Genomic DNA, 24,469 nt, shown 5'->3' on the forward strand with positions numbered 1-24,469 from the left:
AGCGACGAGCAGGGCAGCCACGCCAGCGCGCGAATTAAGAGATGTAGACGTGCGCATTATTGCCGCCGGTGCAGTGCACGTAGGACCCGTTGTCATAGCAGCTCATCGTATAGGTGTACCCCGTCACCGGGCTATAGGTATTGACCACCGTCGTGCCGGAAGTCTTGCCACCCCGCGCCGCCACGAAGTCACGCGTGACAGCCAAGGCAAACGAATCCGAGGTCGGGCCCGCCGTGTACACGTTGGCGTAGCTGCCCGCCGGACTGTTATTGACCGCGCCGACGCTCACCGGGCTCAGCCCCGCCGGGAGCGAGGGATACGCGGGACGGCTCGGTGCCTGGGCCGGTTGTGCAGGCTGCGCGGCTTGCGCCGGCTGGGCCGCGTTCGCCTCGCCACCCGGCGCATCCGTGGCCGTCTCGGTGACGTAGACGACTTCATCGGCAGCCCGGCTGGCGTTATACGCGCGAACGCCAAAGAAGCCCGCGATGCCAAGGATAAGCAAACCCAACAGCAGGCTCACGATGATGAGCGCAATCTTCGTGCCGTTGCCGCCCTGCTGCGGCGCGGGCGCGTACGTCGGCGCATAACCCTGCGGCCCATACCCCGGCTGCGCGTAGCCCTGCTGGCCTACGTCCTGGGGTGCGTAGCCAGCACCGTAGGCACCGCCAGCAGCGCCGGCAGCGGAAGCACCCGGCGCGGCGGCGTCGCCGGCACCAACCGGCGGGAACTGAGTGGTCTCGAAAGAGTCCGAATCATGCGAAGGGAACGAGGGAGATTGAGGAGAGGTAGTCACCCTCCTAGTTTATACCCCGCCCCCGATATGAACCGCCTTTATGTGCAGCGTAGGGCCGATAGACGGTCTTAGAGTAACCAACGCCACGGGAACCATCTCACCCACCCAAAAGCGGCCCCTACGGCCGAGATAGGCGCAAACACAAAATGCGGCGGACCGCCCCACCCGCACTACTCACTGGGCGGCGTGATTGTGAACTCGACGGGCAAGCTCACCGCCAACTATTGGCTGGCCGAGGTCTCCTCTCCGGAGGCCGACCGCTCCCCCGTGAAGGCGATTTCCGCATCCATGATCTAGACATGCTCTCCGGCTACTGCACGACGAGGCCACGCGCCCGGGCTGGGTGGGCTTCGACCCCAAGGCGCTGCCGGAGCCCTGCCGCAGTTCGCCGGCTGCACGCCGGCAACGGCTGCGCGCATGTGGAAATCGCTCGCGCTGCTCGACCACGCCGCGCGCCTACGGGACCCACGTGCAGCTGCGCACGACTCTATGGGCGAACTCCATCATTGAGCGCCGCCTGGAGCAGCTGCGCGAGCAGGTGCGGCTTGTCTTCGGTGCGCTGCCGGACGACAGCTACCCGGAGCTAATGGTCCAGCACACCCGCGACGTCGATGCCGCCGACTACTACAGGCCGGGGCGCGCCTCAGCGCTCGCGGGCTGAGGCGCGCTGTGCGGCCTCCCACGTGGCCGCGTCCCACACCCACGACAGATCCGCCGCGACAGTCTGGCGCGCAAAGTGTTCGCGCTCCTGGGTCTCCCAGGTCTCGAACCATTCCGCGTAGTCCGGATCGCGCTCGAGGGCGCGGGCGCGGCGAGCCTCACGCGGGCCGTCGATAAAGAGCGTGACCACCCCGCCGCGCTCCCGGGCGGCGGCAACGGAATCCTCGGTGATGGCACCGACGCCCTCCACGATGAGGTCATCGCGTACGTCGAGTCCTGCCCATTCACCCGGCGCGCTCGCCTCCCAGTCCCAGCGCCAGTAGCCCGGATTGTGTTCGCGCAGCACCTGCGAGGTCACCATCTCGGATCCTGCAGCCAGCCCTCGCCAGCCGGGATAGAACTCATCGAGGTGCACGACCCTCCACCCCGTGCGCTCGGCCAGGGAGACCGCGGCCCACGTTTTGCCGGCGCCCGAGGGGCCGTCGATGAGCACCGTCATGGGGCGCATCGGCCGCTTGCGCGAGGCCGCAAGGGTGAGGGTATCGGTCAAAAGTCGGTCAAGTTGACTGTCAAAGTCCATGTTGTCCGCGCGAAAGGTTTCGCGCTGTCCATCCTTTGCGTGTACGGCGCGCCACCGCAGGCATGCGGTGCCGCACCAGGGAAGTCGTACCTGCCAGTCTAAGGGACTTAAGTCCCCGCGCGCTGCGGCTTAACTATCGCTAGAGGCCAAAGAGACGCCACGTTCCGCAGGCCACCGCAATGATGACGGGCAATGCCGCCGCCCCCACGGCTGCGGCCATGACCCACCAATCGCGGGCACGCAGGTGCGAGGCCACCGCCCACGTTCGCACCCGGCCGCCCGGGGCTGGGCGCCCAAAGCCGCGGGCCTCCATCGCTGTGGCGAGCTTGCCGCCGCGGCGCAGTGCGAGGACGAGCAGGCTAAAACTCATGGTGGCTAGGTGCCGGATGCGCCCCACGTCCGCGATGCCGCGGGCACGCCGCGCGCGAGCGAGCGAGTCCCAATCATCCTTAAACAGGGTGAGCATGCGCACGCCGGCGACTGCGCCGATGACAAAGCGGGAGGGAAGGTGCCAGATTTGCGCGAGGCCGTCGCCCAGCTCCGTGGGGTCGATATCGCGGGCCAGCACAATCACCGGCAACGCGACAGCAAAGACACGCAGCATGATGGCTCCCGCCAGTCCCACGGAATTCTCACTGACGGTCACCAGCCAGAAGGAGAAGTAGACCTCACCGCCCTCCTTGCCGTAGAGCAGCATGGATATCCCAGATAGCGGCGCGATGATCCACAGCGGCAGCGCCGCGCGTACCAGCCGGGACCAGCTCATCCCGCACAGCGGAGCGAGAAGCACCGTCACCGCGACGGACACGGCGGCCGAGAGCCAGTCAATGGTCAGCAAGATCGGTGTGGTGACCAGGAACGTCGCCACCAGGCGCGTGAGCGGATTAACGCCGCGTACGAGGTTAGGCATGGGTACTGCCTCCCGCCTGGCCAGTGTGCGCGCTAACGGTCACGCGGTGGTCACCCAGCGCCGCCAAGAATAACGGGTCGTGGGTAATGGAGACCAGCGTCGTGCCCTCGTTCGCGAGCTCACGCAACATACGCACGAGCTCTGCAAAAGTCGTGGGATCCTGGCCGAAGGTGGGCTCGTCAAGCAGCAGCACGGACGGCGCGGCGACGAGCGCCGTAGCCACCGAGAGCCGGCGCTTCTCTCCGCCGGACAGAGTAAAAGGGTTTGCGTCCACGAGGTGCGTAAGCCGCAGGCGCTCGAGGAGCTCGCCCACGCGCGATTGAGAGGCGGCATCGGAAGTACCCATCACGCCCGGACCGACACGCATCTCTTCGCCCACGGTGCGGGCGACGNCCAGGTCGCGCGAGCGCCACGTCGAAGGCTCGCCGCGCAGCCCGCGCCGCACGGACTCGGCCACGCCAATCTCCCCGCCGCAGCTGGGAAGCAGGCCCGCCATGGTCATCAACCACGTGGTTTTCCCAGAGCCGTTCGCACCCGTGATGACGGTGGAATACCCCTGCGGGACACGCACACTGCGGGGCGGGCCGAAACGCGTCACAAGGTTGTTCGACCACAGCGCGGCCTCGGCATCTGCCGGGGCGGGCACGGCGACGGGCAAGCCGGTGACGGCGCGCGCGGCCGTCACCGCTCCGTATGCGCCGTCTTCGACGATGCGCCCCCGGTCCAGGCGCACCGCGCGATCCAGCAGGCCGGACCACGCGGAATACTGGTGTTCCACCACGACCAACGTCGCTCCCGTGGCACGGACGATCCGCTCGACGGCCACGACCACGTCGCGCGCGCCCTGTGGATCGAGGTTGGCCGTCGGCTCGTCAAGCAAGATGAGCCCGGCGCCCATGGCAATGACTCCGGCGAGCGCCAGGCGCTGTTTCTGTCCACCGGACAGGCGTTGGGTGGGGTGGTCAAGCGGCACATCCAGGCCAACGAGGTCCAGGGCGTGTTCGACGCGCGGCCATATCTCCGCGCGCGGTAGGCCGAGATTCTCGCAGCCAAATGCCGCGTCGCGGCCCACAGTGGCCGCAATAACCTGCGATTCCGGATCCTGGAGAACGAGCCCGGCCGGGGTCTGCGGGTTCAAGGTGAGGTGGCCTACTTGCTGCCCGTCCTCGTCGCCACCAAGAACGCCGGCGAGCGCAGCCAAGAGCGTGGATTTACCGGAACCGGAATCCCCGCACAACAAGACTCGCTCGCCTGGGGCGATGTCGAGGTCAATATCGTCCAATGCGGGGGTCGCGCGGCCCGCGTGGGTCCACCCGAAGCCGCGCAGGGTGATCTGAGTCGTCATAGACAAGCAAAAACTACGCGGCTACTTGGCGCGGGCTTCGCGGCCTACAGCAAAGCGGTCGAGAGCACCCGTGGCCGCCAGGGCACGCGTTAGCAGGTGGCCGACGACGCCGGCCAGGATAGCGCCCGAGATAATCAAGCAGACCAGGTAGATGATGAGGAACTCCGGTCCTTTAGCCAGGTTGCCGGAGGTAAACAGCTCAAGGCACCACGCGCCAACACCGGCGAGTGCGCCGCCAAGCATGGCGATGCCCAGGCCGAATCTGCGGTATGCGAAAACGATGAGGACAAGCTCAATGCCGATGCCTTGGGCGAGGCCCGAGTAAATGGTGGACCAGCCCCATTGGCTGCCCATCACGGCAGAGACCGATGCCGCGAGCACCTCAACGTAGAGAGCCGCACCCGGCTTGCGGATGATGAGCGCGCCCAGCACGCCGCCAATCAACCAGATACCCGTGGCCAGGCCGCCTAGGCCCGGCGTGAGGGCATCCATGGCCATGTACCAGGCGTAGCCCACAGAGTTCCAGAAAACGAAGATGAGGCCGCAGGCCACCGCCAGCACGGTGGCGACAATGATGTCCACCACGCGCCAGCGCAGTGAGCGGCGCGGGGCCGAAGTAGTAGCGGTTGCGGGCGCAGATGTCGCGCTCATGATTCCTCCCTTATCGCCGGCATTATCCGGATCAGGTTCGACGGTTCGCCGATGCAGCACTGAGCGAGTCCATGTCACTCGCTAGCTGCTGCGGCATCTCAGCCCCGCCTACGCGGAGCACCCGTGTCACGTGTGAAATTTAAGTGGTGTTTGCCCCCATCACTTAGCCAAATCCGGCGATGGGGTGGAAAACATCTTTATCTTAACAGCCACCACTCCCTCGAAAGCACGTGGATGGGGCAATAGCTGACAACAGTTTTTCTTCACGCGCTAGCAAGATTTTGTGCCCTTTGATAGGACACGCTGAGAATTTCGCCCATGTCGCGCACCATCATTCCAGACTTTCATCGCAACAGCATGCTTACGGGTGCTTTCTTTCGCCTCAGCCGTAAGCCGTGCGGCTTCTTCGCGCTGCTTGTCCGCGCGTGGATTTAGCTCAGCGCTATTGGAGGGGAAAATGACTTCAACCACGATGTTGAGTTCGTCTGGGCTTACTCCTGCCTAATAGGCCATGGTTTCCCGGATCTCGTCGGCGGCATGGGCTAGTCGCTTAGTCTGCGACACAGCTCCCAGCTCGGCGCATTCCAGCACCCACACGTCACTCGTGCCTCCTTCTGCGGTAACTGTGTACGTCTTGGCCATTATCTCCACCCACCCTTTCCTCGTTCCTGCGCACATTGACCGAAGACCTTTTTCGCTGTCACATCGTCGATCTCGCGGTATCTGCCGAGCGCTCGGGTGGTGTTGCCCTCCCGGTAGGCATCATGGCGAGTAAGGGCGATTTCCTCAAATTCAAGGCTGCCTCGTTTGGCTTCATCCTTCAGCTTTTGATGGCAGCGGAGTGCTTCATGCCCATCAGTCGACTATCGATGTCTATTGCGAGTAGACATTCCCAAAGATGGTAATTCTGCCCTATTTCGGTCACAGCGCAGCACAAAGCCCCGGCTTTCCCTGCCACATGCGGTGGCGAAGGAAGCCGGGGCTTCGCGAAATTAAAGCAAACCAAGCTTGAAGTGCTGGCCCGCCTGGCAGTGGCGCCAGGCAGGGCTGGGGCGAGAACTAGAAGGTGAAGTCCTCGTCCAGCGGGACGGAGGCGCCGGTGAATTCACCGAACCCGTCGTCGCCGTAGATGGAATCACCGTACGTCGGGATGGAGTATGCCGCGTTGCGGGCAGCCTCCGTCGGCTTGACGGTAATGTTGCGGTAGCGCGAGATACCGGTACCGGCCGGGATGAGCTTACCGATGATGACGTTCTCCTTCAGGCCAATGAGCTGATCGGAGCGCTTGTTGATAGCGGCGTCGGTGAGGACGCGGGTCGTCTCCTGGAAGGAGGCGGCCGACAGCCAGGACTCGGTGGCCAGCGACGCCTTGGTGATACCCATGATCTCCGAACGGAGCTGGGCGGGCTCGCCGCCCTCGGCGACCTGCTTGGCGTTGACCTGCTTGGCCTCAGAGAGGTCAACCAGCGTGCCTGGCAGGAACTCCGTGGAGCCCGCGTCGATGACGGTACCGCGACGCAGCATCTGGCGGATGATGATCTCGATGTGCTTATCGTGGATGGCCACACCCTGCGTACGGTAGACGGCCTGAACCTCGTCGATGAGGTGCTTCTCAACACCACGGCGACCGAGGACCTCGAGGACGTCGTGCGGGTCAGCCGCACCGCGCATGAGGCGCTCGCCGGTGGTGACGTGGTCACCATCGCGCAGAGAGCGCTCAATCATGGCGTCCGGGTTGGACTCCATCGGGCGACGGACCTGAGCCAGGCCCTGGCGCTTCGACAGCTTCTCGTAGACCACATTGTCCGAACCGTCGTCCGGGGTGATGGTCAGCGTCCAGAAGTTGCCCTCATCAGAGAGGGAGATCGTGCCGTCGACCGAAGCGATCGGGGCGCGGTTCTTCGGGTTACGAGCCTCGAAGAGCTCCTGAACACGCGGCAGACCACCGGTAATGTCGCCACCGACACCACCCTGGTGGAACGTACGCATGGTGAGCTGGGTACCCGGCTCACCAATGGACTGGGCGGCGACGATGCCGACGGCCTCGCCGATGTCGACCAGCTGGCCAGAGGCCATGGATTTGCCGTAGCACTTCGCGCAGACACCGGCCGGGGTCTGGCAGGTAAGCACGGAGCGGACCTTGAGGTCGGTGATGCCAGCGTCGAGCAGCTTCTGGGTGAGCTCCTCGGTGAGGTCAGAACCGGCCTCGGCGATGACCTCGCCGGCCTCGTTCTTCACGTCAGAGGCAACGACGCGGCCAGACGCGGAGGTCTCCCACAGCTCGTGCATGACGACCTTGTCGCCGGAAACCTCGCCGATCGGGACGCGAACGCCCTGGCGGGTGCCACAGTCCTCTTCGCGGACGATGACGTCCTGCGCGACGTCGACCAGACGACGGGTGAGGTAGCCCGAGTCGGCGGTACGCAGTGCGGTATCGGCCAGGCCCTTACGGGAGCCGTGCGAGTTGTTGAAGTACTCGAGAACGGACAGGCCTTCGCGGAAGGAGGTCTTAATCGGACGGGTGATGTAGTCACCGTGCGAGTTCACGACCATGCCCTTCATACCGGCCAGGGTCCAGATCTGACGCATGTTACCGGCAGCACCCGACTTCACGATCATCGGAATCGGGTTGTCATCCGGGTAGAGGTTCTCGACCGCGTTACCGACCTCGTCCGTGGCGTTCTTCCACAGCTCGACAAGGCGGTCGTAGCGCTCGCGCTCGGTAAGCGCACCCTGCTCGTAGTACTTGCGCTCGATGCGCTGAGCTTCCTTCTCGTAAGACTCGAGGATCTCGTGCTTGTTCGGAAGGACCAGAACGTCGTCCATGGTGATGGTAACGCCGGAACGGGTGGCCCAGTAGAAGCCAGCGTCCTTCATCTTGTCCAGCACCTGAGCAACGGTGATCATCGGGTACTTGTTGGCGAGGTCGTTGACGACGTCACCGAGCAAGACCTTGTTATCGGAGCCGCCCTTACGGACCATGACGCCCTCGAGGTACGGGTAGTTCCACGGCAGCAGCTCGTTGAACATGATGCGACCGATGGTGGTGTCAGCCATCCAGGTGTCGCCCTTGTTCCAGCCGTCCGGGAACTGCTCAGCCTCGATGTCTGCCGGCGGACGCAAGTGCGAGATACGCACCTTGATCGGAGCCTGCAAGCCAACGACGCCGCGGTCGCGAGCCATGAGAGCCTCAGCGTAGGAGGAGAAAATACCGGTAGCCGGCTGATCGGTGGTAGCCGGCGTGTAACGACCCTCGCCGCCGATCTCGTCCGAGCCCTTGTCCATGGTGAGGTAGTACAGGCCGGTAACCATGTCCAGACGCGGCATTGCCAGCGGCTTACCGGACGCCGGGGACAGAATGTTGTTCGAAGCGAGCATGAGCACGCGAGCCTCAGCCTGAGCCTCGGCGGACAGCGGCAGGTGGACTGCCATCTGGTCGCCGTCGAAGTCAGCGTTGAAGGCCTCACAGGCCAGCGGGTGGAGCTGGATAGCCTTACCCTCGACGAGCTTCGGTTCGAAGGCCTGAATACCCAGGCGGTGCAGGGTCGGAGCGCGGTTGAGCATGACCGGGTGCTCGGAGATGGCCTCTTCGAGGACGTCCCACACCTCAGGGCGCTGGCGCTCGACCATGCGCTTGGCGGACTTGATGTTCTGCGCGTAATCGTTTTCCACCAGGCGCTTCATAACGAAAGGCTTGAAGAGCTCGAGAGCCATGAGCTTCGGCAGACCACACTCGTGCAGCTTGAGCTGCGGACCGACGATAATAACGGAACGACCGGAGTAGTCGACGCGCTTACCCAGCAGGTTCTGACGGAAACGACCCTGCTTACCCTTGAGCAGGTCGCTCAGGGACTTCAGCGGACGGGTACCGGGGCCCGTGACCGGGCGGCCGCGGCGGCCGTTGTCGAAGAGGGCGTCGACCGACTCCTGCAGCATGCGCTTCTCATTGTTCACGATGATCTCGGGAGCACCAAGATCAATCATGCGCTTGAGGCGGTTATTGCGGTTGATGACGCGACGGTAGAGGTCGTTCAAGTCGGAGGTCGCGAAGCGGCCACCGTCAAGCTGGACCATCGGGCGCAGCTCCGGCGGGATGACCGGGATAGCGTCGAGGACCATGCCGGCCGGATCGTTGCCGGAACGCAGGAACGCGGCGACAACCTTGAGGCGCTTCAAGGCGCGGACCTTCTTCTGGCCCTTGCCGTTGTTGATGATCTCGCGGAGGATCTCGGCCTCGGCCTCGAGGTCGAAGTTGCGGATGAGGGTCTGGATAGCCTCAGCACCCATGCCGCCGGTGAAGTAATCCTCGTAACGATCGATGAGTTCCTCATAGATCGTGTCGTCGATGATCATCTGCTTCGGGGCAAGCTTGATGAAGGTGTTCCAGATTTCGTCGAGACGTGCGACCTGGCGCTCGCCGTCCTCGCGGATGTGCTGCATGTCCTTGTCGGCAGCGTTCTGGACCTTGCGGCGGGCGTCGGCCTTGGCGCCAGCAGCCTCGAGCTCGGCGAGGTCCTCTTCGAGCTTCGCGGCGCGCTCTGCGATCTCAGAGTTGACGTCGTCCTCGATCTCCTTCTTCTCCAGGAGCATCTCGGCCTCGAGAGTGGACTGGTCGTTGTGACGAGCCTCCTCATCGACGGACGTGATGATGTTGGCAGCGAAGTAGATGATGCGCTCAAGATCTTTAGGCGCGATGTCGAGCAGGTAGCCCAGACGGGACGGAACGCCCTTGAAGTACCAGATGTGGGTCACCGGAGCGGCGAGCTCAATGTGGCCCATGCGCTCACGGCGCACCTTGGACTTGGTCACCTCAACGCCGCAGCGCTCGCAGATGATGCCCTTGAAACGGACGCGCTTGTACTTACCGCAGGCGCACTCCCAGTCGCGAGTCGGGCCGAAGATGCGCTCGCAGAAGAGGCCGTCCTTCTCCGGCTTGAGGGTGCGGTAGTTAATGGTTTCCGGCTTCTTCACCTCACCCTTGGACCAACGACGGATGTCGTCAGCAGTGGCGAGACCGATACGGAGCTCGTCGAAGAGATTTACGTCAAACACGTAATGTCTCCCTTTCATCCTCTAAATTTTCTGAGGAATTGATGGCTTAAAAGTTGTGTCTTTGTATCGCCCGGCCGGGCTTGTCCGATGGGTTCCTTTCCTTATGGAACCTTTCGCCTTACCGCGGTAGCGGGAAGGCGGCATCGGCAAGCTTAAGGCCAGACCAGAATGCGGTAACTTACGCGATGTTGTCGGCGTCGGAGCGCTCGTCGCGGGACAGGTTAATGCCCAGGGACGGCGAGTCCATGTCGTCATCATCAGATCCGGACAGTTCCATCGGCGTGCCGTCGGTGGAGAGGACCTCCACGTTGAGGCACAGCGACTGCAGCTCCTTGAGCAACACCTTGAAGGACTCCGGGATGCCCGGATCCGGGATGTTGTCGCCCTTGACGATGGCTTCGTAGACCTTGACACGGCCGACGACGTCATCCGACTTGATGGTGAGCAGCTCCTGCAGGGTGTAGGCAGCGCCGTAGGCCTGCATTGCCCACACCTCCATCTCGCCGAAGCGCTGGCCACCAAACTGAGCCTTACCACCCAGCGGCTGCTGAGTAATCATGGAGTACGGGCCGGTGGAACGAGCGTGAATCTTCTCGTCGACGAGGTGGTGCAGCTTGAGCATGTACATGTAGCCGACGGAAACCGGGTACTTGTACGGCTCGCCGGAGCGGCCGTCGAAGAGGCGGGCCTTGCCGTGCTCATCAACCATGACGTCGCCGTCACGGTTCGGCTTCGAGGAAGCCAGCAGGCGGGAGATCTCCTCGTTGGAGGCACCGTCGAAGACCGGGGTTGCGGTGAGCGACTCCGGCGGAACGTCGTAAAGCTCCTCCGGCAGCTTCTTCAGCAGGTCAGCGTTAGCCGGATCGTCGACGTCGACCTTCCAGCCAGCGTGTGCCAGCCAGCCGAGATGAACCTCGAGGACCTGGCCGATGTTCATACGACGCGGGACACCGTGGGTGTTGAGGATGATGTCGACCGGGGTGCCATCCTCCATGAACGGCATATCCTCCGGCGGCAGGATCTTGCCCACGACACCCTTGTTGCCGTGGCGGCCGGCGAGCTTATCGCCATCCTGGACCTTGCGCTTCTGAGCGACGTAGACGCGGATCATCTCGTTCACGCCCGGCGCCAGCTCATCGTCATCCTCGCGGGAGAAGCGAGCAACGCCGATGACCTTGCCTACCTCACCGTGCGGAACCTTCATGGAGGTGTCGCGGACCTCGCGAGCCTTCTCACCGAAGATGGCGCGCAGCAGGCGCTCTTCCGGCGTGAGCTCGGTCTCGCCCTTCGGGGTGACCTTACCGACCAGGATGTCGCCCGGGCGGACGTCCGCACCGATGCGAATGATGCCGCGGTCGTCGAGGTCGCGCAGGACGTCCTCGGAGACGTTCGGGATTTCACGGGTGATTTCCTCGGCACCGAGCTTGGTGTCGCGGGCATCGATCTCGTGCTCCTCGATGTGGATAGAGGTCAGGATGTCCTCTTCCACGACGCGCTGGTTGAGGATGATGGCGTCCTCGTAGTTGTGGCCTTCCCACGGCATGAACGCCACGAGAAGGTTGCGGCCCAGCGACATTTCGCCGTTGTGGGTACCCGGACCATCAGCCAGCACCTGGCCTGCCTCGACGCGATCGCCGAGGGAGACGAGCGGGGTCTGGTTGTAGTTCGTGCCCTGGTTGGTGCGCTCGAACTTGCGCAGGACGTAGGTGTCACGCACACCCTCGTCATCCATGATGGTGATCATGTCTGCGGAGACGTTCTCGACCACGCCGGCCTTCGGGGTGATGATGACGTCACCCGCGTCGTAGGCCGCGCGCAGCTCCATGCCGGTACCGACGTACGCGGCCTCGGAGCGCAGCAGCGGCACAGCCTGACGCTGCATGTTCGCACCCATGAGGGCGCGGTTAGCGTCGTCGTGCTCGAGGAACGGAATCATGGCCGTTGCAACGGAGACCATCTGGCGCGGGGACACGTCCACGTAATCGACGCCGGAAGCGTCGGTCACTCCGATATCGCCGTCCTTGAGGCGGACCTCAATACGGGTTTCGGTGATCGTGCCGTCAGCGTCGTGCTCGACCTCGGCCTGCGCAATTGCGTAACGGTCCTCTTCATCAGCGGTGAGGTACTCGACTTGGCCGGTGATCTTGCCGTCAACGACCTTGTTGTACGGGGTCTCGATGAAGCCGAAGGCGTTGACGCGTGCGTACGACGCGAGCGAGCCGATGAGGCCAATGTTCGGACCCTCGGGAGTCTCGATCGGGCACATGCGGCCGTAGTGCGACGGGTGAACGTCGCGGACCTCAATGCCGGCGCGCTCACGCGACAGGCCGCCCGGGCCCAGTGCGGAGAGGCGACGCTTGTGCGTGAGACCAGACAGCGAGTTGTTGTGGTCCATGAACTGCGACAGCTGGGAGGTACCGAAGAACTCGCGGATAGCCGCGGAGACCGGACGGACGTTGATCAGCGAAGTCGGGGTGATGGACTCGGCATCCTGGGTGGTCATGCGCTCGCGCACGACGCGCTCCATACGGGACAGGCCCACGCGAACCTGGTTCTGGATGAGCTCGCCCACGGTGCGCAGACGACGGTTACCGAAGTGGTCGATGTCGTCCGTGTGGAGAGGGATCATCTCGCCGTTCGGCGCCTTCATCTCGCGCTCGCCCGCGTGCAGGCGCACGAGGTACTCGAGGGTGACAGCGATGTCTTCCTCGGTCAGGGTCATGAGACCGTCGTGGTCGCCGCCCAGGCCCAGCTTGCGGTTGACCTTGTAACGGCCGACCTTAGCGAGGTCATAACGCTTCGCACGGAAGAAGGAGTTCTCCAGCAGGGAGGTCGCAAGGTCGCGGGTGGGCTGCTCGCCCGGGCGCTGCTTGCGGTAGATCTCCAGCAGAGCCTCATCGGTGTTGGACACACCGTCGGACTCGAGGGTAGACATCATGAGCTCGGAGAAGCCGAAGCGCTCGCGGATCTGCTCTTCGGTCCACCCCAGGGCCTTGAGCAGCACCGTCACCGGCTGGCGACGCTTGCGGTCGATACGGACGCCGACGGTGTCGCGCTTGTCCACGTCGAACTCGAGCCATGCACCGCGGGACGGGATGACCTTGACGGCGTGGAGCGGACGCTCCGTGGACTTATCGATGGAGCGGTCGAAGTAGACGCCCGGGGAACGCACCAGCTGGGAGACGATGACACGCTCGGTGCCGTTGACGATGAAGGTGCCCTTCTCCGTCATCATCGGGAAATCGCCGATGAACACCGTCTGGGTCTTGATCTCCTGGGTGTCATTGTTGATGAACTCTGCCGTCACATAAAGCGGCGCAGAGTAGTTAATGTCCTTTTCCTTGCATTCGTCGACGGTGTATTTCACCGGCTCGAAACGCGGCTCAGACAGGGACAGCGACATATTGCCGGAGTAGTCCTGGATGGGCGAAAGCTCTTCCAGGATGTCTTCCAGGCCGCTGGTCACGCGGGCGTCGGCGCCGCGCTCCTCCTGCTGCTTGGCGCGCCACTCGGGCGTGCCAATGAGCCAGGCGTAGGAATCAATTTGTACGTCGAGGAGGCCCGGAAGCGAAATGGGTTCGCTGATTTTCGCGAACGAGTAACGCTTCGGGGCTCCGGGAATATTAGCCACTGACTTGGTCTGGCGCGAGACTGCCAAGATGGGTCCTTCCAGCACCTCACGCGGAACCGGGATTCAACCACTCCGTTGCTGTGATTGGCCCGAAACCGCTGGTAGATTTAGCAATTGGTCTGCTGTGGAATCACTGTAAGAAAAGAGCACAAAATCACCTTGTCAAATGGGTTTTTGTACAAGGTGTCAGCGCACATCTGAAAATGATTCCAGCGCAACGAACTAGCATAGTTGAATTTCCGCCTATTGTCCAGCCCCACACATGGGTGCGACAAGGCGGTACTGGACCGCGCGGGGCGGCCATCTCACTTCACGCACGGGGCGCAGACTCTCGTCGCGCCGTCTCATGCGGTGTGCACTTCGGAAATATACCACCGCCCCCTGGAACCGATCCAAGACACGCCGGTCAGGGCCCGCCGTGGCACTTTCAGCCGTGACCGCCCGGCCGCTAGGATGGAACACCATGTTGCCAACCTCCCGCGTCGCCTCCGCCCTCCTGCTCGGAGTAGGTGTCGCCGGCCTTTCCGCCGGTCTCGCCGCTCCGGCCTTCATCGAGGCCGAGCCCACTCTGCCGCTCGATCTGGAGCACACGACGTGGACAATGACGGACGAGAACGCCACCACGCGCCTCCTCCAGGACGGCCGCCAGCTCCAGGTACCCGTCACCGCGCAATGGCACGTCGCGCTCCAGGAGCCCGCGGATGACGAGCAGGTCACCCTCCGCGTCGGCTCGTCGTGGATGCGCTCGAGCCTGCAGGAGGAAAAGGACCGCCTCATCACCGCGCAGGTCTGGTCCTACCCCATCGATCGCCTCACTGGCGACGCGCTTGCCGATGCCGCCGTGTCCCACACCATGGCTACTCCCGTCAGCACCGTTCCGGTCACCGGCCTGTGGTGGAAGTTCCCCGCCGGCGCGGAGAAAACCTCCTACGACGTATTCGATGAGACGCTGCGCGACTCCGCCCCCGCCGTCTTCGAAGAAGAGATGGAGATGGATGGGCGCACCGTCTATCGCTACCACCAGGACATCGAGCCCACGAACGTGGCAAAGAAGTACAACACCTATCAGACCATGCTCTCCGGCGAGGACGGCACGGAGTACCTCTTCCACTCCGCCCAGCGTGACTTCTACGTAGACAAAGTCTCAGGCATGATCGTGGACCTCGACGTATCCATCAAGGACTTCTACGCCAAGGACGACGGCGTGGAGACCCAGAACGCACTCACGTTCAACTCCTCCATCTCCGAGGAAGACACCCAAGCGTTCCTCGAGCAGACCAAGAAGTTCCACCACACGAACCTCATCCACTGGATCCGCTGGGGCCTCCTCGGTGCCGGCGCGCTCATCACGCTCATCGCACTCCTGGGCATCTTCGGCGTCTTTGGCACGCGCTCGCCCAAGCAGCCAAAGCCTGCCGCAGCCCCCGCCGCCGAGTAGCGAGGAAACTCACGACAACGAAGCCGTCAGATCCGCGTGGATCTAACGGCTTCGTTGTTCTGAAATCCAGCTCTGGCTAGGCCTGGTCTTCTTCGGCGCGTGCGGCCTCGCGCTGCGCTTCCTGCTGCGCCTCGTATTCCTCGAGATTCCGGAAGCCGATGCCCAGCGGCAGGCCCACGTTGTCGATGAGCCGCACGCCGCCCACGGTCGCCGCGACAAGGAGGCGGGCGTCACCCTGNCGTGGAGCGCCGCGTTGAGCGCGAGCAGCTCCTCGTAGTCTTTCTCCCCCGCCACGACGTCCGTCGCGCCCACGGCATTGATGAGCCGCAGCGCGCGCGTGAGCGACGTCGCGAGTTCTGTCGTGTTTTCCAGGCCGTGGTCGACGGGCAGGACAAGCGTGCGCGGCGCGTCCGGGACGTAGACCCACACGACGTCGACGCCTTCGCGCGCGAGCAGCTCCTGGTCACCCTCTCCCAGCGTTTCCACCGCAACAATGACGATGCCGCCACGAATGGCCTCGGCCGCTCGGACGAGCGCCACGTGGCCTGCGTGAATGCCAGAACCCAGGGGGACAAGGACGATGGGCTTGCCCAACTTTTTATAGGCCCGCGCAACCAACGCGACGCGAGACTCGTCGTCGAGGACCGTCGCCACGCCCAATTCGAAGCTCATCTGTTTTCCTCCTGTAGTGCCCACATCTCAATATCCTCAGCCTCTTCGACCTCGCCGAAGCGCCGCGCGACCTCCAAGTAGGAGCGCCGCAGACCCGGCTCGTGAATGTAGCCGTAGCCATCAATGACCTCCGCAGGGTCAATGTCCGCGCCCGGCTGAGTCTCCTCGTCCATGAGGAGCTCGACCTCCCGGCGCGCATCCGCGGTGAGCCGCGCGAGCATCTTCGCATACGCGACCCGGCTGGCCAACGTCGCACGCTCCGCATCGGTCTTCGCGATGGCGGTCGCGCCCATCTCTCCGAGCAGCAGCCCGGCGATGGTCTCCCCGAGCTCATCGAGCGTCGTCACGGCCCAGCGATTCACGCTCACGGGTGCGGCCGCCACGACCACGGCGCCGCGCGTCTCCAACGGGTCGAGGACCTGCACACCTGCGGCGAGCGCGGTGTGAATAACGATCTGCCCGTTCGCGATGTAGGTCTCCACGGCCTCGACAGCGCGCGGCAGCTGCGTCGCGTGGATAGCGAGGATGAGTGCGTCGACTTCCGCACAATCCGTGAGGGCGTCGATGCGCACGAGCGCGTGCCCAGCCGCAGCCAGCCCGGCCGCTAGCTCCTGGCCCGCCGCCGAGTCACCGAAGATCCCAATCCGCATGCGCGGTGCGGGCATCTACTTCCCCTTCTTCATCTGGGCCATAAGCTCCGCCACGGAGACCGCACCCTCGCGGCCAGCGTCGCTGCGGCGACGGCCACGCCGTCCCGCAGAGGCCGCAGCCTCAGCCTTCTTCGCGTCCTGCGCTGAGTCCTGCGCTGAGTCCTGCCCAGCATCCTGTGCAGCGTCTGCGGCCTTGGCGTCCTGCGCCGTGGCCGGCTCCGTCTTCTTCGCCGCGGAATGCGCCGTGGTGGAGGCCTTCGGCGTCACGTTCGTGTCCACGCCGCCCTGGTCCCAGCGCACGGCCTGGAAGGAACCGGTGCTGAACGTGGACTCGGGGCTGCGCTGCGTGGAGAACGTCGGCGCGTGCGGCGTCTGCTCAGAAACGAAGGACGCCGCGGACGCGGCCTGAGGCTTCGACGCAGTGTCCGCCTGAGGCGCGGATGCGGATGCAGATGAAGCAGCAGCAGTCTCCGGTGTCTCATGCGCACCGTGGCGACGGGTCGGAGTATCGGTGCCGGCGGCCTCGCGTTCGCGGATGAGCTCGGAGAGCGGGTTGTCGTGGCGCGAGCTGGCGCTGGGCTGGGTGCCGACGCGGCCCGCGATGGCATCGGCAGACGGCGCACCCGCGGAAGACTGGGTGAAGGCGACCTTGGGCTCCTCCGTCGCGCCGACCTTGTACTCAATCTCCGCAATGCGGCGGGCCTCGGCATAGAGGGCGGCCGGCTCGTAGGTGAAGTCGCGGCCGGAGAGCTCCTCAAGCTGCGTGCGGATCTGTTGCAGCTCGTGCTTGATATCGGCAAGCAGCTCCGAATCGCCAGGCGTGGCGCCCTCAAGCGCGGACTTCTCGGCGCGGAGCTTATCCAGCTCGGCGGTGTAGAGCTCCTCGCGCAGTACGAGCTCCTGCTCGCGTTGCGCGGTCTCGCGGCGGTAGCGGGTAACGAGGAAGAAGCCCAGCACGGCGGCCCACAACGCGGCGACGAGCGCGAGCTTCATCGCTGCGGCAGAGCCCGAGATCAGCATCAAGATGGTCGCGACGACGGCGAGGACCACGAGCGCAATGAGCGCCCAGTGTGCGCGGGTGGTCGCGGTTCCGGACTCGGGCGCGGACTGCGCGCCGTCTTTGTCCGGGAATTCCTGCTGCTGTGTGGAAGTCATGGTCACCAACCTACCGTGTGCGTCCTTCGTGCCCGCACACCCCACCCGCATGGATGGCAGGGCCTACGCGCATGTCCTAAGCCTTAAACCCTACCGCGTTTCCTCCCCCACAGTGCCCTTGAGCCGGGCGTGCCCACACACGGGGATGCACCCCCATTCGCGGACGCTTCGTGGTCGTGCGTCTCACCGACGCAGGTTCCAGGCACACAACGCGGTCCAGCACAAGGCCGTCGAGGTCCTCACCCGCACCGAGCGTGACATCCTGCGCTAGGTGTCTACGCCGCCGCCCCATCCGCGGGCGGCGGTACCTCGCAGTAGCGTTCGAGGACAACGCCAGCCACCGCCATGGCAGCGCCGCCCAGCAGGCTGGCGAGAACACCGGGGACGTCCTCGGCCGCAGCCACGAGCTCGTGGGCATGCGGAATGACGTACACGGCCACGCCCGCATACGCCGCGCCCACGATGGCGCCCGTCCACGCGGACGCCTTGCCCAGCAGCATGAAGTTGGTAATCGTCATGGGGTTGAGCTGCGAGGTATCCAGCCCAATGCCGTGCGTATCGTCCTTCTTTGCTTCGCGCACGCGCCACGCCAGCACCGCGCACACAATGGCCATGAGCCACAGCGTGATGGAGACGGTGAGCGGGATGGTTCCCATGTAGCCGTAGAGCCGCGGGATAACGATGGCGACGGCGGCCGCCACAAACACGGCGGTGCCACTAAGCGCAGGCAAAGACGTACGTTGCATCTAGAGCTCCTCGATGGGCCCCAAGGGACGAATGGCAGCGACCTCTTCTGGGTCAAGATCCGCGATAAGCGTGTCTAGCGGGGTGCCCGCCAGCGTCGCATCAGGATCCGCCGCCAGCCACGGCACGAGCACGAAGGCGCGCTCGCGGGCATACGGGTGCGGAACCACAAGGCGCGGGTCCGTCGACGTAAACGACGAGATGTCCACGATGTCCACGTCCAGCGTGCGCGGACCCCACTTCTGGATGCGCTTGCGCTCCGCCGCCGCCTCGAGGCGCTGGCCACGACGCAGCAGACCGAGCGGCGTTTCTTCAACCTCGACGATGAGCACGGCATTCAAGAACTCGTCTTGGTTCTCCACGCCCCACGGCGGGGTGGCATAGACCGGCGAGGCCGCCACAATCTGGCCGGCGAACTCGTCAAAGACGCTGCGCAGCAGCGCCACGCGATCGTCCATGTTGGACCCGATAGACAGGACTGCGCGCATGCTTTACTTCCCCTTTCGGGAACGACGCGCCACGACCGCGACATCGCCAAACGTGCGCGGGATGGGCGCCTTGGGTTTATGAATGGTGACCTCTACAGCATAGAGCTCTTCAAAGCGTCGCATGGCGGCATTGGCCACGTCCGTGGCGACCGTCTCGATGAGGTCCCGCGCAGGTCCCTCCACGACCTCCGCCGCGACCTCTGCGAGCTCCGCGTAATTGATGGTCTTTGTGAGGTCATCGTCCGCCGCCGCCTCCGCAAAGTTGAGCCAGCACGTGATATCCACGATAAACGGCTGCCCCGTGCGCTTCTCCTCGTCAAAGACACCGTGGTAGCCGAAGCACTCCAGGCCGGTGAGTTCAATACGGTCTGCCATTATTTCGCCTTTCCTAGCGCCGTCGTTGCTACTGTCCCGTGGTCCGCACCGTTCGCATAGCTTCCCGATGCCCCCTCTCCTCCCGCGTAGTCCTTCCCCCGCGCCCAGGCTGCCGCCACATCCACGGCATCGCGCGAGGCACCCACCTCGTGGACGCGCACGCCCCACGCGCCGAGGTGCGCCGAAATCGCCGTCACCGCCGCCGTCGCCGGGTCTGCAAGCAGCGGATTGGACTCCGCGCCGCGGTCCGCACGCACGGCGGCGAGGAAGCGCTTGCGCGAGGCTCCCACGAGCAACGGGAACGGTCCGTCCAGGAATTCCGGCAGCGCGTGGAGCAGCGCCCAGTTATCCTGTGGGCTCTTCGCAAACCCCAAACCCGGGTCGAGCACAATCGCGTCCTCGCGCACGCCCGCCTTTACCGCGGCCGCGACGAGTTCGTCGAAGACCTGGTGCACATCGCGCACGACATCCCCGCCGTGGTTCGCGGTGCCCGCCGCGGAGCCAAACTTCTCAGTCCGCCAGTGCATGAGGCACACCGTCCGGCCCGCATCCGCCATCGCGGCGAACATCTCCGGATCCGCGAGGCCGCCCGAGACGTCGTTGACCATATCCACGCCCGCTGCAGCCGCCGCGGCCGCCGTCGCCGCACGCATGGTGTCCACAGACGTGCGAATACCCTCCGCATGCAGCGCCTCGATCACCGGCACGACGCGCTCGATCTCGTCGCGCTCCTCCACGCGCACCGCGCCCGGACGCGTGGACTCACCGCCCACGTCGATCATGTCCGCGCCCGCCGCGACGAGCTCGCGCGCGTGCGCAATCGCCGTCTCGTGGTTTAACCATCGCCCGCCATCGGAGAACGAGTCCTCCGTGACGTTGACGATTCCCATGACCAACGTCCTCCCCGGGACACTCACATCACTCACGCGGGCTGCCGGCTGCATGTTCTTCCTTTCGTTCAAAGCTGTCAAAGCATTCACGTCGCACTGCATGTACTTAAAAAGCGGCCACACGCTCACGCGTCCGGCCGCCTGGGATTAACTGCGGATAAGGCTCATCACTTCCGCGCGCGAGGCGGCGTTCTTCTTAAAGCCGCCGCGCACCGCCGAGGTCGTCGTGGTCGAGCCCGGCTTACGGATGCCGCGCGCCGCCATGCACAAGTGCTCGCACTCGATGACCACGATGGCCGACTGCGCGCCGAGCTTGTCCATGAGCGCGTTCGCAATCTGGCTCGTGAGCCTCTCCTGCACCTGCGGGCGCTTAGCGTACATATCCGCCAAACGCGCCAGCTTCGACAGGCCGGTCACGTGGCCGTCCTTGCCCGGGATGTACCCGATGTGCGCCTTGCCGTAGAACGGCAGCAAGTGATGCTCGCACGTCGAATAAATCGGGATATCACGCACGAGCACGAGCTCCTGGTGGCCCTCCGCGAACGTCTTCGCCAGCACCGCCGTCGGGTCCTCATGCAGGCCCGCGAACGTCTCGCGGTACGCCCGCGCCACTCGCGCCGGCGTTTCCTGCAGACCCTCGCGGTCCGGGTCTTCGCCCACCGCAATGAGCAGCTCACGCACCGCGGCCTCCGCGCGCTCCTGGTCGAACGCACGCACCGCCGGGATGTCCGGGGTCGCGCCGCCCTCCGCTGCGTCGGTCAGGGCCTCGGTCAGGGCGTCGCTCCCAGCGGTAGCCTCCGGATTAGTCATTCTTCTCTCCCTTGCTGTCCGCGGAGCCATCGGCGTATGGATTCTTCGGCGCGTCCTGGCTGCCCCACGGGCGTGCCCAGTCGCGCGGAAGCTCCTTGGTCTCTTCCGGCTGCGCGTCCNCCAGCACCGCCGTCGGGTCCTCATGCAGGCCCGCGAACGTCTCGCGGTACGCCCGCGCCACTCGCGCCGGCGTTTCCTGCAGACCCTCGCGGTCCGGGTCTTCGCCCACCGCAATGAGCAGCTCACGCACCGCGGCCTCCGCGCGCTCCTGGTCGAACGCACGCACCGCCGGGATGTCCGGGGTCGCGCCGCCCTCCGCTGCGTCGGTCAGGGCCTCGGTCAGGGCGTCGCTCCCAGCGGTAGCCTCCGGATTAGTCATTCTTCTCTCCCTTGCTGTCCGCGGAGCCATCGGCGTATGGATTCTTCGGCGCGTCCTGGCTGCCCCACGGGCGTGCCCAGTCGCGCGGAAGCTCCTTGGTCTCTTCCGGCTGCGCGTCCTCAGCGCTCGGCTTGTGGTGGCGACCCCGCGGCGCGGCGTCGCGCACGACCGGAATCTCCGTCGTCTTATCGGTGCTCGGGCTCGGCTTCACCGGCTCCGAAGGCTCAACAACCTCCGGCTCGGAGGCAACCGTGGACGGCTCCGAAGCGGAAGCCTCGGGCGCGGGAGCCTCCGGTGCCGGCGCGGCGGGGGCATCGGCAAGCTCGGTCGGCTCTTGGGTGGACTCGGGCTCGGTGCCCTCGGTGTAATCGTCGACGATATCGCCGGCGTCGCGGCCGAAGTTAAAGCCGTATTCCTCGTCGTCGCCGACGGCCAGAACCTTGCCGGCCAGGCGGCGCTCGCGTGCGGCGCGAGTGGCGTCGAGCAGGGTGCGGCGCTTGGGCAGCACCTCGCCGCGCTCTTCGGCAAGCTCGACCGGAGTCTTAATGGGCTCGCGGCCAGCCTGCTGCGGGAAGCGCTCGTCTTCGCCCTCGAAGACGTCGAAGGACTCGCGCGGCACGATGCCGTCGAAGACGCCCTCGAGGTCCGGGCGGCGCAGCGTCTCCTTTTCGAGGAGTAACTCCACCAGCTTATCCAGGTAATCGCGGTGCTCCGCAAGGATGGCGTAGGCCTGTTCGTGTGCACGGTCGAGCAGGTAGTGCATCTGCTCGTCGATGCGCTTGGCGACGTCGTCCGAGTACTCGATGGAGCCGCCGGCCCCACCGTAGGCAAACGGGTCTCCCTGTTCCTGACCGTACTTCACGGTGCCAAGCTCCGGGCTAAAGCCGTACTCGGTGAGCATGGCACGCGCGATCTTCGTGGCGTTCTCGATATCCGAGGACGCACCCGTGGTAGGCGCGCCGAAGACGAGCTCCTCCGAGGCGCGGCCGCCCAGGGCGAAGACGAGGCGCGCGAAGAGTTCGTCGCGCGTGTACATGCCCTTGTCGTCTTCCTGGGACGTCATGGCGTGGCCGCCGGTGCGACCGCGCGCGAGGATGGTCACCTTATACACGCGCTCGATGTCTTTCATCGCCCACGCGGCGAGCGTGTGGCCGCCCTCGTGGTACGCGGTGACCTTCTTCTCGTGCTCGGAGATGATCTTGGACTGGCGGCGCGGGCCGCCCACCACGCGGTCCGTGGCCTCTTCCAACGCGTCCGCCGTAATGACATTTCCGCCGATGCGCGCCGTGAGCAGCGCCGCCTCGTTGAGGACGTTCGCCAGGTCCGCGCCGGACATACCGGCGGTACGCTTGGCCAGCTGCTTGACGTCGACATCTTTCGCCAAAGGTTTACCTTTGGCGTGGACCTCGAGAATCTTCTCGCGGCCGGCAAGATCCGGGTTGGTCACCGGGATCTGGCGGTCGAAGCGGCCCGGGCGCAGCAGCGCCTGGTCGAGGACGTCCGGGCGGTTGGTCGCCGCGATGAGGATGACGCCTTCGCGGTCGCCGAAGCCGTCCATCTCCACGAGGAGCTGGTTCAAAGTCTGCTCGCGCTCATCGTGGCCGCCGCCGGTACTAGCGCCACCGCGGGAACGACCCACGGCGTCGATCTCGTCAATGAAGACGATGCACGGCGACTGCGCCTTGGCCTGCTTGAACAGGTCGCGCACGCGGGAGGCACCGACACCGACGAACATCTCCACGAAGTCAGAGCCCGAGATGGAGAAGAACGGCACGCCCGCCTCGCCTGCGACGGCGCGCGCGAGCAGTGTCTTACCGGTGCCCGGAGGGCCGTAGAGCAGGACGCCGCGCGGAATCTTCGCGCCGAGCGCGTGGTAGCGTTCCGGGTCCTCGAGGAAGTCCTTGATCTCCATGAGCTCTTCCACGGCCTCGTCCGCACCGGCCACGTCCTCAAACGTGTTGGTGGGCATGTCCTTGGTGAGCTCCTTGGCCTTGGAGCCGCCAATGCCGAACAGGCCACCGGCGCCGCCCTGCATGCGCGACATAAAGAAGAAGAGCAGACCGAAGACGATGAGCATGGGCAGGATGAAAGAAATCATCGAGCCGATGAACGACTCCTGCGTCACCTTGGTCTGGTACTTCTCCGCGCCGGAATCCTTCACGGCGTTGAAGACCTGCTCGGTGGCGCGGGCCGGGTACTTGGCGATGACCTCTTCGACGCCGTCGCGCTCCTCGACCCTGACGGGTTCGCGCAGCTTGAGACGAACCTGCTGCTCGCGGTCATCGATCTGGGCTTCCGCGACATTCTTGTCCTGCAATTGGGTCAACGCCACGGAGGTGTCGACCTGCATGTAGGAACGCGAGTCATTAGTAAAGAACGTAAACGCGTACAGCGCGATGAGCACGAGGCCCGCGATCGCGCCGTAGCGGACGATGCTGGAATTTTTCATTAAGAAGAGAGTCTAGTCCGAATATACTTCCGGCTTCAGCGTGCCCACGAACGGCAGGTCGCGGTAGTGCTCCGCGTAGTCGAGGCCGTAGCCCACGACAAACTCGTTGGGGATGTCGAAGCCGACGTCAAACATGTCAATCTCCACCTTGACAACCTCTGGCTTGCGCAGCAGCGTCACCACGTCAAGGTTGCGCGGGCGGCGGCCCTGCAGGTTGCGGATGAGCCAGCTGAGCGTGAGACCAGAGTCGATGATGTCCTCGACGATGAGGACGTCCTTACCCTGAATATCGCGGTCGAGGTCTTTCAAGATACGCACGACGCCCGAGCTCGACGTCGCGTTGCCGTAGGAGGACACCGCCATGAATTCCTGCTGGGACGGAATGCTGAGCGCACGCGCGAAGTCGGAGAGGAAGAACACCGCACCCTTGAGCACGCACACGAGGATGAGGTCTTCCTCGTTATCCGCGTACTTCGCGGAGACCTTGTCCGCCATCTCCTGCACGCGGGCTTTGATGGTCGCTTCGTCGAGAAGGACGGCTTCGAGGTCGTCGCCGTACGGGTTAGCCGGGACCCGAAAGTCCTTGGTGTCATGCATGAGGGGCTGGCTCCTTGGTTTTTACAGCTGATGCAATAGTGCCAGTTTGCCACCAACGCGCCTGACTTCCAACCTTGCGCCCACCGCAATGCCACCCTGGCCATGCCAATCCGTACACAGCTTTCCGATGCCCTCAATCCCCCACCCCGTCACCGGCGCCCCCGACGCCTGGAGCCAGGCGGCAATCGCGCGGCGGCGGC

General features: G+C 64.7%; 18 protein-coding genes and 2 pseudogenes. 2 read left to right on the top strand and 18 right to left on the bottom strand.

The features are described from left to right. Window positions 1-34 precede the first annotated feature (34 nt). Window positions 35-793: a hypothetical protein gene (locus BN9444_RS00555; protein ID WP_068801244.1), complete on the bottom strand. Its 759-nt coding sequence runs from the start codon at window positions 791-793 to the stop codon at window positions 35-37. Between the two features lie 469 nt (window positions 794-1,262). Between BN9444_RS00555 and BN9444_RS13970 the strand changes: the two genes are divergently transcribed. Then, on the top strand, window positions 1,263-1,454 hold the full coding sequence (locus BN9444_RS13970; RefSeq protein ID WP_066492955.1) for a hypothetical protein: 192 nt from the start codon (window positions 1,263-1,265) through the stop codon (window positions 1,452-1,454). On the opposite strand, the gene BN9444_RS00565 is transcribed toward BN9444_RS13970, so the two are convergent. The 6 genes from BN9444_RS00565 to rpoB all read right to left on the bottom strand — a co-directional run bounded on the left by BN9444_RS00565 (window position 1,437) and on the right by rpoB (window position 13,667). After that, on the bottom strand, window positions 1,437-2,033 hold the full coding sequence (locus BN9444_RS00565; protein ID WP_068801245.1) for an isopentenyl transferase family protein: 597 nt from the start codon (window positions 2,031-2,033) through the stop codon (window positions 1,437-1,439). The genes BN9444_RS13970 and BN9444_RS00565 overlap by 18 nt on opposite strands. 139 nt (window positions 2,034-2,172) lie before the next feature. Then, the gene (locus tag BN9444_RS00570) at window positions 2,173-2,943 is read right to left on the bottom strand and encodes an energy-coupling factor transporter transmembrane component T family protein (protein WP_066492953.1); all 771 of its coding nucleotides are present in this window, start codon (window positions 2,941-2,943) and stop codon (window positions 2,173-2,175) included. After that, window positions 2,936-4,288, bottom strand: coding sequence for an ABC transporter ATP-binding protein (locus tag BN9444_RS00575; RefSeq protein WP_068801246.1), 1,353 nt, complete (start codon window positions 4,286-4,288; stop codon window positions 2,936-2,938). The genes BN9444_RS00570 and BN9444_RS00575 overlap by 8 nt, the downstream gene beginning before the upstream one ends. A 21-nt stretch (window positions 4,289-4,309) precedes the next feature. After that, on the bottom strand, window positions 4,310-4,939 hold the full coding sequence (locus BN9444_RS00580) for an ECF transporter S component (RefSeq protein ID WP_066492950.1): 630 nt from the start codon (window positions 4,937-4,939) through the stop codon (window positions 4,310-4,312). 1,059 nt (window positions 4,940-5,998) lie between these two features. Beyond that, entirely contained in the window at window positions 5,999-9,991 is a 3,993-nt protein-coding gene (locus BN9444_RS00585; protein ID WP_066492949.1) for a DNA-directed RNA polymerase subunit beta', read from the bottom strand. A gap of 178 nt (window positions 9,992-10,169) precedes the next feature. Then, window positions 10,170-13,667: a DNA-directed RNA polymerase subunit beta gene (rpoB, locus tag BN9444_RS00590; protein ID WP_066492948.1), complete on the bottom strand. Its 3,498-nt coding sequence runs from the start codon at window positions 13,665-13,667 to the stop codon at window positions 10,170-10,172. 418 nt (window positions 13,668-14,085) lie between these two features. On the opposite strand from rpoB, the gene pgfA reads away from it, so the two are divergent. Next, entirely contained in the window at window positions 14,086-15,060 is a 975-nt protein-coding gene (gene pgfA, locus BN9444_RS00595) for a cell envelope lipid trafficking protein PgfA (protein WP_066512455.1), read from the top strand. 76 nt (window positions 15,061-15,136) lie between these two features. On the opposite strand, the pseudogene BN9444_RS00600 reads toward pgfA, so the two are convergent. From BN9444_RS00600 to hpt, 11 genes and pseudogenes are all read right to left on the bottom strand, one after another. Further along, a pseudogene (locus BN9444_RS00600) lies at window positions 15,137-15,732 on the bottom strand (pantoate--beta-alanine ligase). Then, entirely contained in the window at window positions 15,729-16,397 is a 669-nt protein-coding gene (locus BN9444_RS00605) for a 6PGD fold domain-containing protein (RefSeq protein ID WP_084759209.1), read from the bottom strand. The pseudogene BN9444_RS00600 and the gene BN9444_RS00605 overlap by 4 nt, the downstream one beginning before the upstream one ends. Continuing rightward, window positions 16,398-17,537 (bottom strand): DUF6779 domain-containing protein, encoded by a 1,140-nt coding sequence (locus BN9444_RS00610; protein WP_068801248.1) that lies wholly within the window; start codon window positions 17,535-17,537, stop codon window positions 16,398-16,400. 275 nt (window positions 17,538-17,812) lie between these two features. Then, window positions 17,813-18,283: a DUF3180 domain-containing protein gene (locus tag BN9444_RS00615; RefSeq protein WP_066512440.1), complete on the bottom strand. Its 471-nt coding sequence runs from the start codon at window positions 18,281-18,283 to the stop codon at window positions 17,813-17,815. Continuing rightward, window positions 18,284-18,769, bottom strand: a complete 486-nt coding sequence (folK, locus tag BN9444_RS00620; protein ID WP_066512434.1) for a 2-amino-4-hydroxy-6-hydroxymethyldihydropteridine diphosphokinase — start codon at window positions 18,767-18,769, stop codon at window positions 18,284-18,286. A 3-nt stretch (window positions 18,770-18,772) separates the two neighbouring features. Next, entirely contained in the window at window positions 18,773-19,144 is a 372-nt protein-coding gene (gene folB, locus BN9444_RS00625; RefSeq protein WP_066512430.1) for a dihydroneopterin aldolase, read from the bottom strand. Then, a complete protein-coding gene (gene folP / locus BN9444_RS00630; RefSeq protein WP_066492926.1) occupies window positions 19,144-20,088 on the bottom strand; it encodes a dihydropteroate synthase in 945 nt (314 codons plus the stop codon). Before folP ends, folB begins: the two co-directional genes overlap by 1 nt. A 93-nt stretch (window positions 20,089-20,181) precedes the next feature. Continuing rightward, on the bottom strand, window positions 20,182-20,844 hold the full coding sequence (folE, locus tag BN9444_RS00635) for a GTP cyclohydrolase I FolE (protein ID WP_082723330.1): 663 nt from the start codon (window positions 20,842-20,844) through the stop codon (window positions 20,182-20,184). Window positions 20,845-20,932: 88 nt separating this feature from the next. Continuing rightward, window positions 20,933-21,223, bottom strand: a pseudogene (locus tag BN9444_RS15300) (GTP cyclohydrolase I); the annotation flags it as partial. Beyond that, window positions 21,216-23,672 (bottom strand): ATP-dependent zinc metalloprotease FtsH, encoded by a 2,457-nt coding sequence (ftsH, locus tag BN9444_RS00645; protein WP_068801249.1) that lies wholly within the window; start codon window positions 23,670-23,672, stop codon window positions 21,216-21,218. The pseudogene BN9444_RS15300 and the gene ftsH, both read right to left, overlap by 8 nt. A gap of 12 nt (window positions 23,673-23,684) precedes the next feature. Further along, window positions 23,685-24,269 carry a hypoxanthine phosphoribosyltransferase gene (hpt, locus tag BN9444_RS00650; protein WP_066492923.1) on the bottom strand — a complete coding sequence of 195 codons (585 nt, stop codon included), beginning with the start codon at window positions 24,267-24,269 and terminating at the stop codon, window positions 23,685-23,687. Window positions 24,270-24,469: the final 200 nt, after the last annotated feature.

This window comes from Corynebacterium phoceense, assembly GCF_900092335.1.
GTDB lineage: Bacteria > Actinomycetota > Actinomycetes > Mycobacteriales > Mycobacteriaceae > Corynebacterium > Corynebacterium phoceense.

What these genes read in the sequence shown, in the direction of transcription:
- BN9444_RS00565 (WP_068801245.1), bottom strand. Translation starts at nt 2,033, where the DNA reads ATGGACTTTGACAGTCAACTTGACCGACTTTTGACCGATACCCTCACC.
- BN9444_RS00570 (WP_066492953.1), bottom strand. Translation starts at nt 2,943, where the DNA reads ATGCCTAACCTCGTACGCGGCGTTAATCCGCTCACGCGCCTGGTGGCG.
- BN9444_RS00580 (WP_066492950.1), bottom strand. Translation starts at nt 4,939, where the DNA reads ATGAGCGCGACATCTGCGCCCGCAACCGCTACTACTTCGGCCCCGCGC.
- pgfA (WP_066512455.1), top strand. Translation starts at nt 14,086, where the DNA reads ATGTTGCCAACCTCCCGCGTCGCCTCCGCCCTCCTGCTCGGAGTAGGT.
- BN9444_RS00605 (WP_084759209.1), bottom strand. Translation starts at nt 16,397, where the DNA reads ATGCCCGCACCGCGCATGCGGATTGGGATCTTCGGTGACTCGGCGGCG.
- BN9444_RS00610 (WP_068801248.1), bottom strand. Translation starts at nt 17,537, where the DNA reads ATGACTTCCACACAGCAGCAGGAATTCCCGGACAAAGACGGCGCGCAG.
- BN9444_RS00615 (WP_066512440.1), bottom strand. Translation starts at nt 18,283, where the DNA reads ATGCAACGTACGTCTTTGCCTGCGCTTAGTGGCACCGCCGTGTTTGTG.
- folK (WP_066512434.1), bottom strand. Translation starts at nt 18,769, where the DNA reads ATGCGCGCAGTCCTGTCTATCGGGTCCAACATGGACGATCGCGTGGCG.
- folB (WP_066512430.1), bottom strand. Translation starts at nt 19,144, where the DNA reads ATGGCAGACCGTATTGAACTCACCGGCCTGGAGTGCTTCGGCTACCAC.
- folP (WP_066492926.1), bottom strand. Translation starts at nt 20,088, where the DNA reads ATGCAGCCGGCAGCCCGCGTGAGTGATGTGAGTGTCCCGGGGAGGACG.
- folE (WP_082723330.1), bottom strand. Translation starts at nt 20,844, where the DNA reads ATGACTAATCCGGAGGCTACCGCTGGGAGCGACGCCCTGACCGAGGCC.
- ftsH (WP_068801249.1), bottom strand. Translation starts at nt 23,672, where the DNA reads ATGAAAAATTCCAGCATCGTCCGCTACGGCGCGATCGCGGGCCTCGTG.
- hpt (WP_066492923.1), bottom strand. Translation starts at nt 24,269, where the DNA reads ATGCATGACACCAAGGACTTTCGGGTCCCGGCTAACCCGTACGGCGAC.